Origin of the sequence: Anaerotruncus colihominis (assembly GCF_010206195.1) — a bacterium.
Taxonomy (GTDB): Bacteria; Bacillota; Clostridia; order Oscillospirales; family Ruminococcaceae; genus Anaerotruncus; species Anaerotruncus colihominis_A.
In genome coordinates this window covers 1-15460 of the sequence record NZ_VIQT01000010.1, presented here as the reverse complement: position 1 = coordinate 15460, position 15460 = coordinate 1, and the positions used below count along the sequence as shown (strand labels likewise).

General features: G+C 49.0%; 14 protein-coding genes. 13 read left to right on the top strand and 1 reads right to left on the bottom strand.

All coding sequences use genetic code 11. From position 1 onward, the window contains the following. Window positions 1-9 precede the first annotated feature (9 nt). From flgK to FMM72_RS07755, 5 genes are all read left to right on the top strand, one after another. Window positions 10-1596 carry a flagellar hook-associated protein FlgK gene (flgK, locus tag FMM72_RS07775; RefSeq protein WP_160208191.1) on the top strand — a complete coding sequence of 529 codons (1587 nt, stop codon included), beginning with the start codon at window positions 10-12 and terminating at the stop codon, window positions 1594-1596. A 22-nt stretch (window positions 1597-1618) separates the two neighbouring features. After that, a complete protein-coding gene (locus FMM72_RS07770) occupies window positions 1619-2695 on the top strand; it encodes a hypothetical protein (RefSeq protein WP_162221089.1) in 1077 nt (358 codons plus the stop codon). Window positions 2696-2761: 66 nt separating this feature from the next. Then, complete coding sequence (locus FMM72_RS07765) at window positions 2762-3358, top strand: DUF6470 family protein (protein ID WP_160208193.1); 597 nt, start codon at window positions 2762-2764, stop codon at window positions 3356-3358. A gap of 90 nt (window positions 3359-3448) precedes the next feature. Beyond that, complete coding sequence (gene fliW, locus FMM72_RS07760) at window positions 3449-3880, top strand: flagellar assembly protein FliW (RefSeq protein WP_162221088.1); 432 nt, start codon at window positions 3449-3451, stop codon at window positions 3878-3880. 6 nt (window positions 3881-3886) lie between these two features. Further along, window positions 3887-4114, top strand: coding sequence for a carbon storage regulator (locus FMM72_RS07755; protein WP_257431095.1), 228 nt, complete (start codon window positions 3887-3889; stop codon window positions 4112-4114). Window positions 4115-4158: 44 nt separating this feature from the next. On the opposite strand, the gene FMM72_RS07750 is transcribed toward FMM72_RS07755, so the two are convergent. After that, on the bottom strand, window positions 4159-4815 hold the full coding sequence (locus FMM72_RS07750; protein WP_162221086.1) for a hypothetical protein: 657 nt from the start codon (window positions 4813-4815) through the stop codon (window positions 4159-4161). A 172-nt stretch (window positions 4816-4987) separates the two neighbouring features. Between FMM72_RS07750 and FMM72_RS07745 the strand changes: the two genes are divergently transcribed. The 8 genes from FMM72_RS07745 to FMM72_RS07710 all read left to right on the top strand — a co-directional run bounded on the left by FMM72_RS07745 (window position 4988) and on the right by FMM72_RS07710 (window position 15368). Then, window positions 4988-5467, top strand: coding sequence for a hypothetical protein (locus tag FMM72_RS07745; protein ID WP_160208197.1), 480 nt, complete (start codon window positions 4988-4990; stop codon window positions 5465-5467). A 125-nt stretch (window positions 5468-5592) separates the two neighbouring features. Then, entirely contained in the window at window positions 5593-7872 is a 2280-nt protein-coding gene (fliD, locus tag FMM72_RS07740; protein WP_162221085.1) for a flagellar filament capping protein FliD, read from the top strand. A gap of 30 nt (window positions 7873-7902) precedes the next feature. Beyond that, window positions 7903-8277, top strand: a complete 375-nt coding sequence (gene fliS / locus FMM72_RS07735; RefSeq protein WP_160208199.1) for a flagellar export chaperone FliS — start codon at window positions 7903-7905, stop codon at window positions 8275-8277. A 158-nt stretch (window positions 8278-8435) separates the two neighbouring features. After that, window positions 8436-13127, top strand: coding sequence for a cadherin-like beta sandwich domain-containing protein (locus FMM72_RS07730; RefSeq protein ID WP_162221084.1), 4692 nt, complete (start codon window positions 8436-8438; stop codon window positions 13125-13127). 2 nt (window positions 13128-13129) lie between these two features. Then, window positions 13130-13990 (top strand): class B sortase, encoded by an 861-nt coding sequence (locus tag FMM72_RS07725; protein ID WP_162221083.1) that lies wholly within the window; start codon window positions 13130-13132, stop codon window positions 13988-13990. Between the two features lie 2 nt (window positions 13991-13992). After that, entirely contained in the window at window positions 13993-14355 is a 363-nt protein-coding gene (flgB, locus tag FMM72_RS07720; protein WP_160208202.1) for a flagellar basal body rod protein FlgB, read from the top strand. A 12-nt stretch (window positions 14356-14367) separates the two neighbouring features. Continuing rightward, window positions 14368-14805 carry a flagellar basal body rod protein FlgC gene (flgC, locus tag FMM72_RS07715; protein ID WP_160208203.1) on the top strand — a complete coding sequence of 146 codons (438 nt, stop codon included), beginning with the start codon at window positions 14368-14370 and terminating at the stop codon, window positions 14803-14805. A 107-nt stretch (window positions 14806-14912) separates the two neighbouring features. Beyond that, window positions 14913-15368, top strand: a complete 456-nt coding sequence (locus FMM72_RS07710; RefSeq protein ID WP_006874860.1) for a hypothetical protein — start codon at window positions 14913-14915, stop codon at window positions 15366-15368. The last annotated feature ends 92 nt before the right edge of the window (window positions 15369-15460 follow it).

Genomic DNA, 15460 nt, shown 5'->3' with positions numbered 1-15460 from the left:
GAATCTGCTTTGTCGACATTACGACCTACATTTATGGGATTTGATGTTGCAAAACGCGGCATTATGACTGCCCAGAAGGGCATTGATATCACAGGACAGAACCTTGTTAACTGGGACAGCGCCGGCTATACGCGTCAGCGTGTAGAGCAGGTGGCGGTTGGGACAAATCCGTATACGTCGCGTTATGGCAGTAACCGGATCGGTGTTGCCGGCCAGGGCGTCGACATCCTCGGAATCGGCCAGACGCGCGATAAGTTTCTTGATACACGTTTCCGCGAGCTGACCTCAGAAGCGAGTTATTACGATCAGGTGCAGACGATTTTAGGCGACCTTGAATCGGTCATCAGCGACTTTGAGCCTGACAGCGACAGCGGCATCGGCGCCATGCTTAACGGCATCTTAAACGCCTTGCAACCAGACACGGAGCAGGCCGATTCTGAGACATACGCCTCTCTTGTGCGTAGCGCTTTTAAGGATATGACGCAGACGCTTCAATATTTAAGCGGCAAGCTCGATCGCGTTGCGGAGCAGCAGAAATTTGATCTTGGTGTATCAGTGCAGAATTTTAACCAGATCCTTCAAAAGATTGTGGGATTGAATGAGGCGATCAGCAACGACCGCAATGTGCTTCAGAATTCGCATTATGGTCCCAATGAGCTGCTTGACGAACGCAATTATCTGCTTGACCAGCTTGCAGAGTATGGTGAGATCGGTGTTAGAACAAACGTGGATGGGACTGTTACGATCGAGATGAATGGCCATACCATTCTTGACGGTTCCAAATATGAAGCGATGGAGATGGGTGAGAATCCCAATGGTACGGTTGTGCTCAAGTGGGTGTCGAACGGCGATAAAATCCAGGTGACGGACGGGGTTCTCAAAGCGACGACGGACTTTCTTAATGGTCGCGGTCCCAATATCATCCAAGAGGGCGAAACGACATACCGCGGCGTTCGTTATTATCAGGATGCGCTGAATATTTTTGCGCATCAGCTCGTTGAGGTTGCCAATAACAGCATCCCCAATTACCAGGTCGATGCGGCTGGAGCATTGATACTCGATGCGGATGGTAATCCTGTGCTTGATCCAGATCAGCCGTATCGCAAGCTGCTTGGTTCGATCAGCGATCGGCCGGACGCCAATGGAAAATATGTGGTTGACCCGGACGGCCCTGTTACAGCGGCAAATATTTCCATTACGGACGAGTGGGATGCCAATGCATCTTATTTTATCGCGCGTAAGGATAATCTCGACAACAAGTATGTTGTGGATTTGTATAACAAGCTCAAAAATGACGACAATGTTTTTCAGGGACGCGGCGAGTCGTTCACAGGAACGTTTAAGGATTACCTGACGGGTTATTCCGCGACGCTTGCGGGGGATCAGAACTATTATAATAATCGCCTTCAGTCAAGCAAAAATCTGCTCTATACAACGGAGGACAGCCGTGATGAGGTTTCCGGCGTTGTGATGGATGAGGAAGTTGCAAATATGATGCTGTATAACAAATCGCTTCAGGCGGCCTCCAGGCTGATGACGACGCTTGATGAGGCGCTTGACGTCCTGATCAACAGGACGGGTCTTGTCGGCCGATAAGCAAAGGAGTTGAACGTAACAAATGAGGATTACACAGCGTACGATCAGCCGCAACTACAAGCGGCAGCTCAATACTGTGATGACCAGGCGCGCATCCACAATGGAGAAAGGCCAGAGCGGGCTTGCGTTCAACCGTCTTTCTGACAATGTGGCGGCGGGTGTGCGCGCTATGAAGGTTCAGGAGGAGCGCCTGACGAGTGAACGCCAGTTAAATACAATTGAAAACTTCCGTGAGGAGTTCAAATCGATCGATACAAACCTTGATGCAATCGACAACCTTCTGGTCAGCGCGCGCGACAAGGTGGAAAAAGCCCTCAATGGGACAAATGGCGGCGATCCGCGCGATGTTATTGCGAAAGAAATCGGGAGCCTGAAGAAACAGATTTTACAGTTTGCAAATTCACAATATGCTGGAAAATTCCTGTTCGGCGGTACAAATAATGGGGAGGCCCCTTTCACCGATAATGGTAACGGGAAGCTTTGCTTCAATGGCGTTCCGGTTGAGGATATCCGTTATGATAATGCGCGTCAGACCTATTATTATGTGGCGCCGGGGACAAAGCCGCCCAACGATACGTATAACGACCGGGCGGGAATTGTGCCGGGCAGTGAAAACATTTTTGTTGATATCGGCTTGGGACTCAGGGTAAACGACAACAGCAGCATTGATCCACGCTCTGCTTTTCAGACAAATTTCAATGGGCTTCTTGTGCTTGGGTTTGGTCCGTCAGTGACAGGGGCAAAGGGAACCGAGTCGCCCAATAGTGCGTATGATATTATGTCCGAGTTGGAAGAGGTGCTTTCAGACCCCGATTTTGACCATGATAAAGCCAGCGACCTGTTTGATCATTTCAAAACCGTTATTGATGATATGCGTTTCTCCCGCGTCGATTTGGGCACTCGCATGAATTTTCTTGACCGTTCCGCCGATCGTATGGAAAATGACATACTTAATTTGTCGACGACGGAAACAGACCTGATTTCGGCCGATCCCTTTGACACGGCAGTTGACCTGAAACAGTGTGAATATACATGGATGGCTGTGCTGCAGCTTGGAACCATGTTGTTGCCGACTTCGCTGCTTGATTTCCTGAGATAAGTCGGGTTTTTCTAGGTTTTCACCAGAGGAGAGAGAGTTAAATGAATTGGGAAAGGAGATGTTTTGGTGCAGTTAATTAACATTACAAGTCAGCCGTTGAAATATGAAATTTACACAGAAACGGCGCGGCTGGAGATGAATGTGCCGAAGAACCCGCAGGGGACGGTGAAACGGGCGCCTTCCCAAATGCGTATCCGTACGAAGGATATCGAAGTACGGCTCGACACCACCGAAATGCGCGCCAGTTTGAATCTGCGGTCGATCGCCTCATGGAAGCAAGTGTGGGCGCAGCAGGGGCGGCAGGCGGCGTATGAAGTGATTGGCGAGAATGTACAGACGGGCAATCAGATGCAGCGGATTGATGATGGCGTGACAATTGGGCAGATTGTCCGACAGAAGATGCTGCAGGCCGCTGACTGCACGACTTACACAACGTATATCCCTTCGGAGGGTACGGAAATCTCCTGGAACCCCGCGCAGGTCAATATCAACTACGATCCTGGTTCTGTTCAGACGGAATGGCAGATTGCGCAGAACGTTATGAATTATGTTCCGGGTAAGTTCCAGATGGAGATTTTGCAATATCCCAAAGTAACGATCGAATACTTGGGCGAACCAACATATGTTCCGCCCAGTGCGGCGCCCGGTTATGTTGAAGAATAGGGTATCCGCGAAAACAAGCAGCCAGGGAATGTCTCCCATTTACCCGGCTGCTTGTTTTCATTATCATATTGACGGAGGTGTAAACCGTTTATGTTGAAAATAGCGACAAGGGATTTTGGTGAGGTTGAAATCAGTGAAGACGATGTGATCACGTTTACAGAACCGATTTTTGGCTTCAAGGATTATAGCCGTTTTGCTGTGCTGACAGAGGAATCCATAGGCCCCGATTTTGCCTGGCTTCAATCGATTGAGGATGCGTCCGTCTGTTTTATTCTGGTCAATCCGAACGCGGTGGTTGGCCCATATAATCCCACCTTGCCCAAACGTGTGGCGGAAATGATCAAAACGGACGAGCCTATGTTCTGGCTTGTCGCCGTACTGCGGGATACGCTCGAAAAGTCTACTGTCAACTTGAAAAGTCCAATTGTAATCAATCCTGTGAGTAAGCGCGCCGCACAGGTAATCCTTGAGGACGATCTGCCGATTCGCTATCCGCTGATGGGATCGAAAGGGGGGCTTTAGTTGCTGGTGCTTGCAAGAAAACCCGGCGAATCACTTATGATTGGCGATGGGATCGAGATCAAAATTATCGATGTGACCGGTGAAAAAGTGCGGATTGGTATTTTGGCGCCCGGAGATATAAAGGTTCTGCGCAAAGAATTAATCCAAACAATTGAGGAAAATCAGCAGGCTGTCCGCAATGATATTGGGCCAGGCGCTGTGCGCAGCCTGCTTGGAGGGATGGATACTGTTTAAACGGATGATGAATACCGGGTTTAAACAGTACCCGGCCGTTCCAATCAGCGGAACGCCTGACCCTTTTGATTATTGAGGCCGGCGATGAAATTCTCAAGATTTTCACGGGATTCCCGGTCGATATCGCGGATAACGCACTGATAACTGCGCGTTTCCTGCCCCATGTCAATTGCCTTTTTGACATCAAGCAGGACATCTTTCAAACGCGGCTCCTGCATATTCAAAGAGATGGTCTGCTCGTCCTCCAGAATATAGGGTGTTGTAAATTTGACGCCACGCAGGGCGATGGAATGGATTTGAGCGTTGAAGATGGTTTCGCGATAACGCGGTTTTTTACCAAAGAATAAAAACCGTTTATGTGAGGTGTCAAGCACACGGGCGATCAATTTTCCGCTGAGATCGACATTGTAGGAAAAAACTGAACGCGCCGCCGGAAGAACGGTCTCTGTGACCGATACGAGACGGAGGATATGCTGTGAGGAGAGATAGACCTCGCCGACATAGCTGACGACTTCGACACCATCCTGTATTCTGACAATTTTCAAATGATCGCCCAGCTTGTAAAGCGGAATAAATTCGCTTTTAAAATCGACGCTTTTATCCTCAATTGAAATCTGGATGACGCCGGTATCGGCAACGATTTGGTCGTCAAGCGTCTTAAGAACCGCAGGGAATCTTGAATTAGACATGTTATAGCTCACACTGATAAGCCTCCTTGAACAATCAAAGCCGCAGCTTTGCCCAAAAGGCGCATTGAAATGCCTTAGACAAAATGCGGGCGATAACTATCATTATTGTACACCAAAAATAGCGGCTTGTATAGAGCGCAAGCTGCGATTCCTGCAATGAAATCTATGAAAAGAAGGGTTGAATATGAGCGTTGCTTTGAATGCGATTCAGCGTGTAATCGATCTCTTGGAGGAGAAAAGGGATTATTTCGCATTGTATGAGCAGGCGAGCCTTGAGATGCTGTCCTGTGAATTGGACGGGCTTGAGGAAAAACTAGAACACCGGGCAGTGATGATCGCCGGGATTGACTGCTTGGACGAGCAGATCGACGAGGCCTGTGACAAGCAGGAGCTTTATTGCCAGGCCGCGCGCGCGGCTTGCGGCCGCGGCGAGCTGCCGGATGAATGGAAGCCGGTTTTTGATCGTGCGATGCAGGTCCGGGCTATAGTAAGCCGGCTGCCGGACATTGACCTCCAAATTGAGATGCGCTTGGAGCAGGAGCGCGACCTGGCGATGGAGCAGATCAAGTCAAACAATCGTGGTCAAAATGCCCAGGCTGCCAAATATTATGGCGCTATGGTGGGTGGGACGGCGCCGCGTCCCGGACGGTTTGGATCAGCTTGAACCGGTGCCCAAAATATAGCTGTGTAATCTCTACTTTTTGGCTGACTTTTTTGATTGTCGCCTTTAGTTTTTGGCATTTTGTACGACAATTAAGTTAAAGAGATTTTAGCAACGGAGGCTTCGTCATGAATATAAGTTCTTCAAGCAGCAGTACCTATGTAAATAATCCGAGCAGCAACAAGGGCTTTTCTGGTCTTGCATCCGGTATGGATACTGAGAGCATGGTCGAGGCCCTGCTCTCCGGGACACAAGCCAAAATTGATAAGCAGAACGCCTTGCGTCAACAGACTGTTTGGAAACAGGAGATTTACCGCGAAATCATCACACAGATGAATACATTCCAGAACAAATATTTTGGAAGTTCATCGAGCACGAATTTCTTGAGCAGCACATTCTTCAATGCAATGAACGCGGTCGCATCTTCAAGCGCTTTCAAAGTCAGTGCAACAAGCGGCGCGGCGGTCGGCAGCACCTCGATTGCGGTTTCGCAGCTTGCCGAAGCGGCGAAGCTTTCGTCGGCTTCCGGTACGCGCAAGCTGTCCGGTGAAATCAACCTTGATGAGATTCAAAAGCAGGTTGCGGGACAGGCGCGCGATGTGACCTTTATGGTCAATAATAAAGCGGTTAAGGTCGATTTTAAGGACCTGTATGTCAACGACGATGGCACCTTCAAAACACCGCCGGCCACGCAGCAGCAGATTGCAGACCGGTTAACAGAGGTGTTTGCTGCGCAGGGCTTTGATAAAATCAAAGCGGAGGTTGGCAACGACGGCGAGATTGTGATCACCAGTTCGACTTGGGATGACGACAATGCTGTCGGCGATACGATCACCGTATCCAGTTCTTCAAGCGCGGCCGGCTTGAAAATCCTGGGCTTGAACGCTAATGCAAGCGCACAGGTTTATACAGGCGCGGATGGTAAAAAGGGTATGAAGCTGGAGGCTTCACAGCCGATTGCGACAGGAAACTATTTTTCTGTTGATGTAACCTTTAATGGCAGCAAGACGACGCTTAATATTGATATGAACGAGGTCATGTCAAAGGGGACAAAGGCGGAGCAGTATCAGGCGTTTGCCAAGCAGGCCAACGAGCAGATGGACACGGCTTTTGGTAAGGGCAACGCCGTTATGGTGATTGATGATCCGGCGACCGGCGCTTTCAGCTTTGATGTCAGCGCGATGAAGGGCAGTTCGATCATGCTCTCGGGGCCAAACGCAACAGAGAGCTTTCTTGGCGTGCTCAACGGCGAGAGCAATCGCATTGGACTTGGTGGATCAGTCAAGATGTATTTCGGCGACGCCTTTGTCGACGGCAAGGCACAGCTTGAGATCAACGGCAAAACCATCACCATCACCGAGGATATGACCGTTGGCGATATGATCCGCAAGGTGAATGCGAGCGGTGCAGGCGTGACAATGACATATCAGGCTGAGGCGGACCGTTTCACGCTTACGGCCAACAGCACTGGCGCGGCGTTCGATATCCAGCTCGGGAACACATCGCTGTCCGAGGCGATCTTCGGAAAAGCGCCCGCCGATCCATCCAATCCGGGTGCGGGGGAATATACCTTTACTGCTGGCAAAAATGCGAAAGCAACGGTCGATGGCGTTGAAATTGAGCGCAGCAGCAATACATTTGAATTCAACGGCCTGAATATTACATTGACCGGAACCACTGATAAAACGGAAACAATCACTGTTTCGCGTGATACAGATAAGATCGTTGGCGGTATCAAATCCTTCATTGAGGACTATAACGCACTGATTGATAAGCTCAATTCCCTAATCGAGGAGGACACCGACTATCGTGACTATCCTCCTCTGACCGATGCGCAGAAAAAGGAAATGAGCGAGAAAGAGATCGCGCTTTGGGAGGAGAAAGCCAAAAAAGGCCTGCTGCGCAACGATAGCACGATTTCGAATTTCCTCCTTCAGATGCGCAGTACGCTCTATCAGCGCCCGGCGGGCAGCCCATTTGCGATTTATGATCTTGGTATTGAAACAGGCGAGTGGGAGACAAAAGGCAAGCTGGTCATGGATGCAGACGGTGAAGCGACGCTACGTGCGGCTATTGAGAGCAATCCGGACGGCGTAGTTGCCCTGTTCACCGGTGAACAGGGGCTTGCAAGCCAACTTGATGAAATTCTTAAAAATACGGCAAGTACGAGCTTTGTAAGCGGCAACAGCAGAGGTTTGCTGGTGGAAATGGCTGGTTACGCCCAAACAGCGTCTGATAAGGACAATACCCTATATAATACCATCCAGCAGATTGACCAGAAGATTAAAGATCTGAAGAATGCGTATGAACAGGAAAAGACCAGATACTGGAATAAATTCAACGCGATGGAAGCCATGATCCAACAGATGAGTTCACAGAGTTCATGGTTGGCACAGCAGTTCGGCTGATCTTGCTGAATAATCAATGGGGTGAATCAAATGCCGGTCAATCCATACCAGCAATATCAAAGGCAGTCTGTTATGACGATGACACAGGGTGAAATGCTGACAAAGCTTTACGACGAGGTCATCAAGCAGATGAGCGGCGCAAAGATTTGTCTCACAGAAAAGGACCTGAGCGGCGTCAACAATGCCTTACAAAAAGTGCAGCGTATCTTATTCTACTTGAAATCCACGCTCGATTTTAAATACGAAATTTCGGGCAGTTTGGACGCTTTATATGATTTTTTCATTGAACGGATCGTGCAGGCAAATATGAAGAAGGATGTGGCGATTCTTGACGAAATTATCCCTATGATTGAGGAATTACGGGATACATTTGTTCAGGCGGATCGCAACATGCGGAGCAAATAAACTATGAGAATGTCCGCGGCTCTTTTGGCCGCGGACATTTTTTCTTTCAGAAGATGCTTTGTTTTTTAAGAAATCGGTCGATAAAATAATTTATAGAGTTATGTTTAAAATCTATTCGATTTCTCGGCCGCCCCGGCGGCCGGCTGTGAGGGATGCATATGGTCTGGAAAAGATTCACGGCGTTTTGTCTGGCAACCGCGATAATGACGGCAAATGTTGCTGATCTGGCGCTGCTGGCCGCGCCGTTTACAACGAATGCGCGCGCTTCGGGTGATGTTGAGGCTGCGACGCTTGGTTTTATAAAGAAACCATGGGACGATGATAAAGACCATCCAGAACGTACGACTGTTGTTTCAGGCGGTTCCGTTGATCTGTCGGTTTTCATCAAATCGGGTTATGAGGAGAATAAGGAAACCAGCTTTAATTACGATTCGACAGACGGAACAGCGCCGCAGGGCAATGATATAGTGATCACAGGAACTGGAAATACACGCCGGCTGGATGTATCGGATAGCTTTCCGACGATTGAAAAGCAGACGGTCATGATCACGGGCAACTATTATGCGATCAAGGGACAGGGCAAAGCGCTTGAGAAAATCAATGGTGCAGACCGCACTAAGATTGACGCATCGGTCGACCCGGAACGGATTATGCAGTATGGCGAATTGACTATAAAAGCAACCCAGGGTGAAATTGTCGCAGATGGAAAGTCCCAGGGTGGAGCTACTTTTTCAGTCTCTGCACCCGCGAACCTTTCGAATGGCGGTGCTGAGAACGGCCTGCATGGCTATGATGGGGGTACAGTTGGTTCGAGGCGAGTGGATAACGGCGATTTGATCATTGAAATCCATCCGCCGACAACTCAGACGGGCAGGCTGGATGATTTAACCTTTACAATTACGCCTTCCAAGGCATATGAGTATTTTGTTACACCGGATAAACAGAATTCGGCTGGTACAAATAATTTTTATTTGAAAGAGGACGGCACGCCATATGCAGACGACGAATTGCTCGACAACAAGCTGCCGCCTGTCAAGAAAATGAACGACGTTATCCAGATGGACGAGGAGATTACATTTTATCTGGATCTGCCAAAATCGAATACACTGCTGCTGACAGTCATTCAGGCAAAGGCGGCGGTGGAGGAAATTGCCAACGATATTAAAATCAGCGCCAACCGCAACGATGAAAAGTTTATCAAACTCGATCCGGGTGATGCCTTGAATTGGATCACCACTGATTTTTCGCTGCGCAATTATCAAAATCAATATAACGACAAATTTACAATTTCATGGAAGTGGAAAGCCGATAATTCCGCCTACCAGAATAACCTACATATCGGTGAGAGCAATAACGAGTGGATCGGCGCGACGGTTGAGCGCGAAATTGCCGATGTGAAGGGCAAACTTGTTTATACAGTGACCTTTAAGGATCGGAACGGTAAGGAAACGACGTCCACACCACAGGAGATTGAAATTGTCATCCGCGGTACCGGCGATCCGCCGGTGGCGAAGCTGACCGCCCAATGGCTCAATAAGGACGATCTGAGCAGCGGCGTCAACGACGACGCCAACAAGATCGCGATGAATACGGAGCTTAACAACAATGGCCTACAGCTCAAAATGGACGTTTACAAGGGCGGCGTTGTTGGGTATAAGAACCCGCAGAGCCCGTACCGTTATGAAATCACCGCCAGCATGGGCGCGCGCCAGAGTTGGGCAAAGCACATGATTATCGACGCGTCCGGCAGCACGGATGCGGTCACAGTTCAATTGAATACAACCAGCGGTATTCAGGATTATACGTTTGGAAGCGAATTTAATAATCCATCCATTTCCAATAAGGATGTGGCCGTCAGCATTCCCATTCAGATCAATGCGGCAAAGCCCGGAACTGTGACGCTGACATTCAGCTTTTTTGTTGAAGATTCAAAGGGGAATCCTGTGGAATTGGACTATAAGCCCCGTGTGACGATTACGGTTGTCGATACCTCCCCAAGCGAGGACGCGACGCTTTCTTCGCTTGTTATGAAGGACCCGAAGGGTCAGTCGATCGACTTTGGGTTCACGCCGGAGGCGACGCAGCCATTTGTGGTCAAGGTGCCGTTCAAGACGGATTCGATCACGCTGGAAGCGTTCCGCAACGACGACGCGGCCAACAAGATGATCGCCTATTACGCCTATCACCGGGACGGCGGGCTGACGCCGGTTTACGGTACGGAGGACAATCCGGAAAAGCTGGAGGCCGGTAAACCGACAGAGAGAATCAAACTGATCGAAAATGTCCCGGTTTACATTGAAGTGACGGTGACGGCGCAAAATCCAAATTTTACAAAAACGTATACCATTCAGGTAACACGGACCCCTGCGAGCACCGACGCGACGCTCTCAAATATTGAGATTTACGATGAGAGCGACGTCGACATGAAAAACAACTATCTGAAGGACTTTAACCCCCTTCAGATGGACGGCTATATGATCGAAGTGCCGTATAAGACAGATTGGCTGCGTGTGAAGGTCCCGACTACCGACGCCAACGCTGTCGTTCAATGTGATCCAAAGCTGGAAAACAAGGTGCTGTTCGGCGATCCGGAATGGATCAGGCTCAGTAAAATGACCCCGAACGATCAAGGGGTGTATGTGCTCAAGGTCAAGGTTGTTTCCGAGCAGAGCATTGACCGTTCAGCAAATAAGCAGCCCGATTTTACAAAACCTGACCGCGAATACACAGTGCAGATACGCCGGCGCGATCCAAGTGATGTGTCGACGCTGACAGAGCTGAAGGTATATGATACCGATGATAAGCAGTTGACGCTATCGCCTACCTTTACGTCGGCCCAGAGCGATTATACCCTGCGCGTCCCGTTCTCAACGTCAAAAATCAGGGCGTCGGTTACACCGCAAGAGGATTCGGTCAGCCGTGTCTTTGCAGTCTATGGGCGCCGTGGCCAGAGCGATTACAAGAAGTGGAAAACCGTCGATATCAATCCAGACGGTTCGATCTCCAAAGATATTCCGGTAGACTTCATTACAGCGACTTACGATCACGATGAAATCTGGATTATTGTCGGATCCGAAATGGCGTATGGCTATACAGAACAGGAACTGATCAAGATGGTGATTGACGGCGACAAGCCGCAATATGTTTCGCTTTACCGTATTCGTGTGGAGCGCGCCGAGCCGAGTGATGACGCAACGCTGAAATCGCTCGTGATCAATGATCAGGACGGTGTTGATACAAAGAAGATTTCGTTCAATCCGGATGTAGAGATGTATGAAATCAGTGTGCCTTATGAGACAAAAGAGGTCAGCTTTATACCGACTGTCAATCACGAAGGCGCGCGTGTCAAGATTCAAAGTAATCGCGACAGTGTTTTGCCAGGTGTTATACCGCCCAGATGGTACACTGTGAATAGTGGAACCGCATCCAAGAATTTTAACCTGCCGTATGCGGTCGGTGACGCAACAACAACCTTCACAATCCGGGTTGAGGCGGAAAACTACGATTATGTCAATCCGCCCTCCTATAAGGAATACATCGTCAAGATCACACGTGAGGAGCCAAGCCATGACGCGTATCTGAAAGCGCTTTCGGCGACCAATACCGAGGATTGGCAGCCGGATCCGTTCATCCGAACTACGCTTGATTACGAGGCGACAGTCAAAGAGGGTTCGTCGACGGTGACCATTACGGCGACGACAAACCATCCTAGCGCGACGCTTACGATCAATGGTATGGCGGCTCAGAGCGGCGTCGCAAGCGATCCGATCGATTTGGTTGATATTTATACAACGATCGAGATTGTGGTAACGGCACAGGATGGAACCACGAAGATGACATATACGATCAAGTTCTATAACCAGAATCTGGTCGAAAAGACAAACAATGCGGATCTGCGCAGCCTCAAGGTCAATTACGGTTTAATGACGCCGAATTTCAAGCCAGCGGTCACCGAATACGAAGTGGCAGCCACGGAGGATACATATTCGGTCGATATCATCCCACGCACTGACGATCGCCTCGCGACCTACGAGGTATATGCTGGAACCAGGCAAATCGGCGACTATAACAGCAATTACTCCCTGGCGCTTGAAGATGGGGAGAATGAGGTGCGTATTGTTGTGACGTCGCCGGATAAGACCGTGACGAAGGAATATACCGTCATGATCTACCGCAATGAGGAGGATAAGCTGAAAAACCTGACTCCGCTTGAGTCGGAGGACGTTGATTATGAGGGCAGCGGCGATACGATCATCATCATGATTGACCAGTATCCGCGCATTGGAGCAAGCGTCTTTGAGGAGCTGAAAAATTATCCCGATAAGACGATTATTTTCCAAGGCAATGACTATTCGCTGGAGTTCAAGGCGTCTGATCTTGTAGGCCGCGTGATTCCCTCGACGGAGATTTACGATTTCCGCATGTCGTTCAGCCCGCCGGATGAGCAGGAGGATGCGATTTGGGACATCATCGAGTCGCGCAGCGGCAATGACGATCTCACATCCAGCAGGGTGGTAATGGCATATTTCCCGCATCATGGGTCACTGCCCGCGACTGCAATTTTGCATATGTCCATTGGGAAGCGGTACGGCAGTGAAACCATTTACTGGCATTATTACAACGAGGAACGAGACAGAATTGACTATTATGGTCCGCTTCAGACGAATGCACAGGGCACCTTCGCTGTAAAGATCGACCACTTCTCGACCTATGTGATGACGGAACGTCATTCCATCGTCGGCGCTGAATTGCGTGTGGGCGAAACTACATTGGCTCCGAACGGTGGATTCCTGAATGGCGCGGCGGATATCGTCAAGGTCAATCCTTCGACAGGCGTCGCAGAGGAGTGAAAATGAAAAAGTTTCTTGTTGCAATTGGCGCGCTGCTATTTGTAGCCGCTTTGGCTTTCACTGGCTTTAAATTGGTAAAAATGGTTCAAAAACAGCATCCTGCGCCGGCGTCGGCGCAGGATGACGCCGCAGATGCGGCGTCATCCATGGCCGCTGCTCTGCCGCAGCCGGAACTTGGTGTCTACAAACTGGTGGAAACGGAAATGGATCTGCTCGAGGCGCTCGACTACGAGATCAAGCAGAATCGAGATACGGTTGGCTGGCTGATTGTTCCAAATACGCAAATCAGCAACAGCGTTTTGCAGGCTCATGATAATACGGCGTATCTGCGGACAGATGAACGGCATAAGCCAAGTGTTTACGGATGCTATTTTGTGGATTATACTTGTTCTGTCGGGCCGCGTGAGATCCTTTCGCCCAACACGGTCATTTATGGACATAGTGATCTCAAGGATAATCCAGATGGTCCACGGTTTTCACAGCTTTTTAAATTTACCGATCCGGAGTTTGCCAGGCAGAACCCCTATATTCAGTTCTCTACTATTGATGGTTTCATGGATTGGGAAATATTTGCGGTCTTTTATCCCAGCGTTGACATGAATTATATTGAAACGAATTTGTCCGGCTCCGAGCTTGTTGCACTGGCAAACGAAGCGAAGGCGCAATCAATTTACGATTATGATGTGACAGTCGGTGAAACCGATAAGATTTTGACCTTGTCCACCTGCACAGTCAAATATGGGGCAAACGACTATGAACATCGGTTCGTTGTGATGGCAAAACTGGTTCCGGAAGGGACAGAGAAAAAAGCAAACGCTGATCTGAAAGAAAAAACATCAACAGATCAACAAACGGAGGAATAAGCATGTTTTACGACTCTTTGGCTTTCCAGGCAATGAGAAGCAGCTTAAACGGTTTGGCGCTCGAACAGAATGTAATTCTGCACAATCTCGCCAATTATGAAACCCCCGGTTTTAAAGCAAAGAGCGTCAAGTTTGAGGATGTTCTCAAAGAATCTTCGCGCAAGGATGGGAGCGGCCGGTACGACTTTAAGGCGACAGTTTTTGAGCAGGAGGACACAACGATGCGTCCTGACGGCAACAACGTCGATTCAGATGTCGAAAGCCTAAAACTGTATGAAAATTATACACAGACGCTTTATCTTTATCAGAAGATCAGCAGCCAGTTTAGCAACATGAATTATATTCTCGAGCAATCCGCTAAATAAGGAGGGAAAAAGATGTCTTTCATGAAGTCAATGGATATCGTAGGTTCGGCGTTAACTGCGGAACGCTTTCGTATGGATACGATTCTACAGAATATCGCAAATTCCAGTACGACCCGCACACCGGAAGGGGAGCCTTACCGCCGCAAACAGGTCGTGTTCCAGGAGCGCGCGATCGATTTTCAATCGGCGCTGGCCGATGCCTCTAATCGGATCGAGCGCGGCGGTGTGCGTGTGACCGAGGTTGTGGAAAGCCAACGTGATTTTACACCAGTGTATGACCCTTCGCATCCTGATGCAAATGAGGATGGTTATGTTATGTATCCAAATGTTAATCTGACAGAGGAACGTGTGGATTTGATGGCTGCATCCAATGCTTATGACGCAAACCTGACGGCGCTCGCTGTCGTTAAATCCTTGGCTTTGAAAGCGCTGGAAATAGGGAAGGCTTAGGTTGTATTGCCTGTTTGAACATTTTGGGTGTAAAATAAAAAGTCCGATTGTATCCCCGCCCGTTTTCTGGGCGGGGTTCATAGATTTGCGAAAGAGGGGTTCGGCCTGTGAGAAACGGGATCGACACGGAATACTACGCGCAGCATATCCAGTGCACGCGCGATGCTAAAAGTGAGTGTCTGTATACGGTTCAACAATTGTTGGAGCTGTGTTTTGCGGCGCGCGAACATGGGATGCTGAAAATGGATGAGTTGATCAACGACCGTGTCCGCTATCCGGATGCTTTTTTGAGAAAGGCTGTTGCTTTGGTGATAGAGGTCTCCAATCCGGATAATATCCGCGATGTGCTCCATAATTATATATTTACATCGAGCAATGTTGGAAACCAGAAGTTCTTAAATTGTATGATGATCACCGAGGCTATGATCGCACTCAGCAGAGGCGAAGATCTCGATTATATATTTACCTATTTGGTTCCATCTTTTTTTGGTTTTGAATATGAAGCGGAATCTCGCAATATATACCAACAATTCAAGCAAAATCTGCGGACGCGTGGAACATAATGGAAGCCTGGTTGATAATAAAAATAGCCGTCGCGGTCTAATTTGAATAAAGCGATCGTAATATTATGCTAGGGCTTGTTCTCTATATTAGG

Bases quoted from the DNA above. Each gene is read 5' to 3' on its own strand.
- fliS (WP_160208199.1), top strand. From the start codon at position 7,903: ATGCCGGTCAATCCATACCAGCAATATCAAAGGCAGTCTGTTATGACG.
- FMM72_RS07770 (WP_162221089.1), top strand. From the start codon at position 1,619: ATGAGGATTACACAGCGTACGATCAGCCGCAACTACAAGCGGCAGCTC.
- flgB (WP_160208202.1), top strand. From the start codon at position 13,993: ATGTTTTACGACTCTTTGGCTTTCCAGGCAATGAGAAGCAGCTTAAAC.
- fliD (WP_162221085.1), top strand. From the start codon at position 5,593: ATGAATATAAGTTCTTCAAGCAGCAGTACCTATGTAAATAATCCGAGC.
- FMM72_RS07730 (WP_162221084.1), top strand. From the start codon at position 8,436: ATGGTCTGGAAAAGATTCACGGCGTTTTGTCTGGCAACCGCGATAATG.
- flgC (WP_160208203.1), top strand. From the start codon at position 14,368: ATGTCTTTCATGAAGTCAATGGATATCGTAGGTTCGGCGTTAACTGCG.
- FMM72_RS07745 (WP_160208197.1), top strand. From the start codon at position 4,988: ATGAGCGTTGCTTTGAATGCGATTCAGCGTGTAATCGATCTCTTGGAG.
- FMM72_RS07725 (WP_162221083.1), top strand. From the start codon at position 13,130: ATGAAAAAGTTTCTTGTTGCAATTGGCGCGCTGCTATTTGTAGCCGCT.
- fliW (WP_162221088.1), top strand. From the start codon at position 3,449: ATGTTGAAAATAGCGACAAGGGATTTTGGTGAGGTTGAAATCAGTGAA.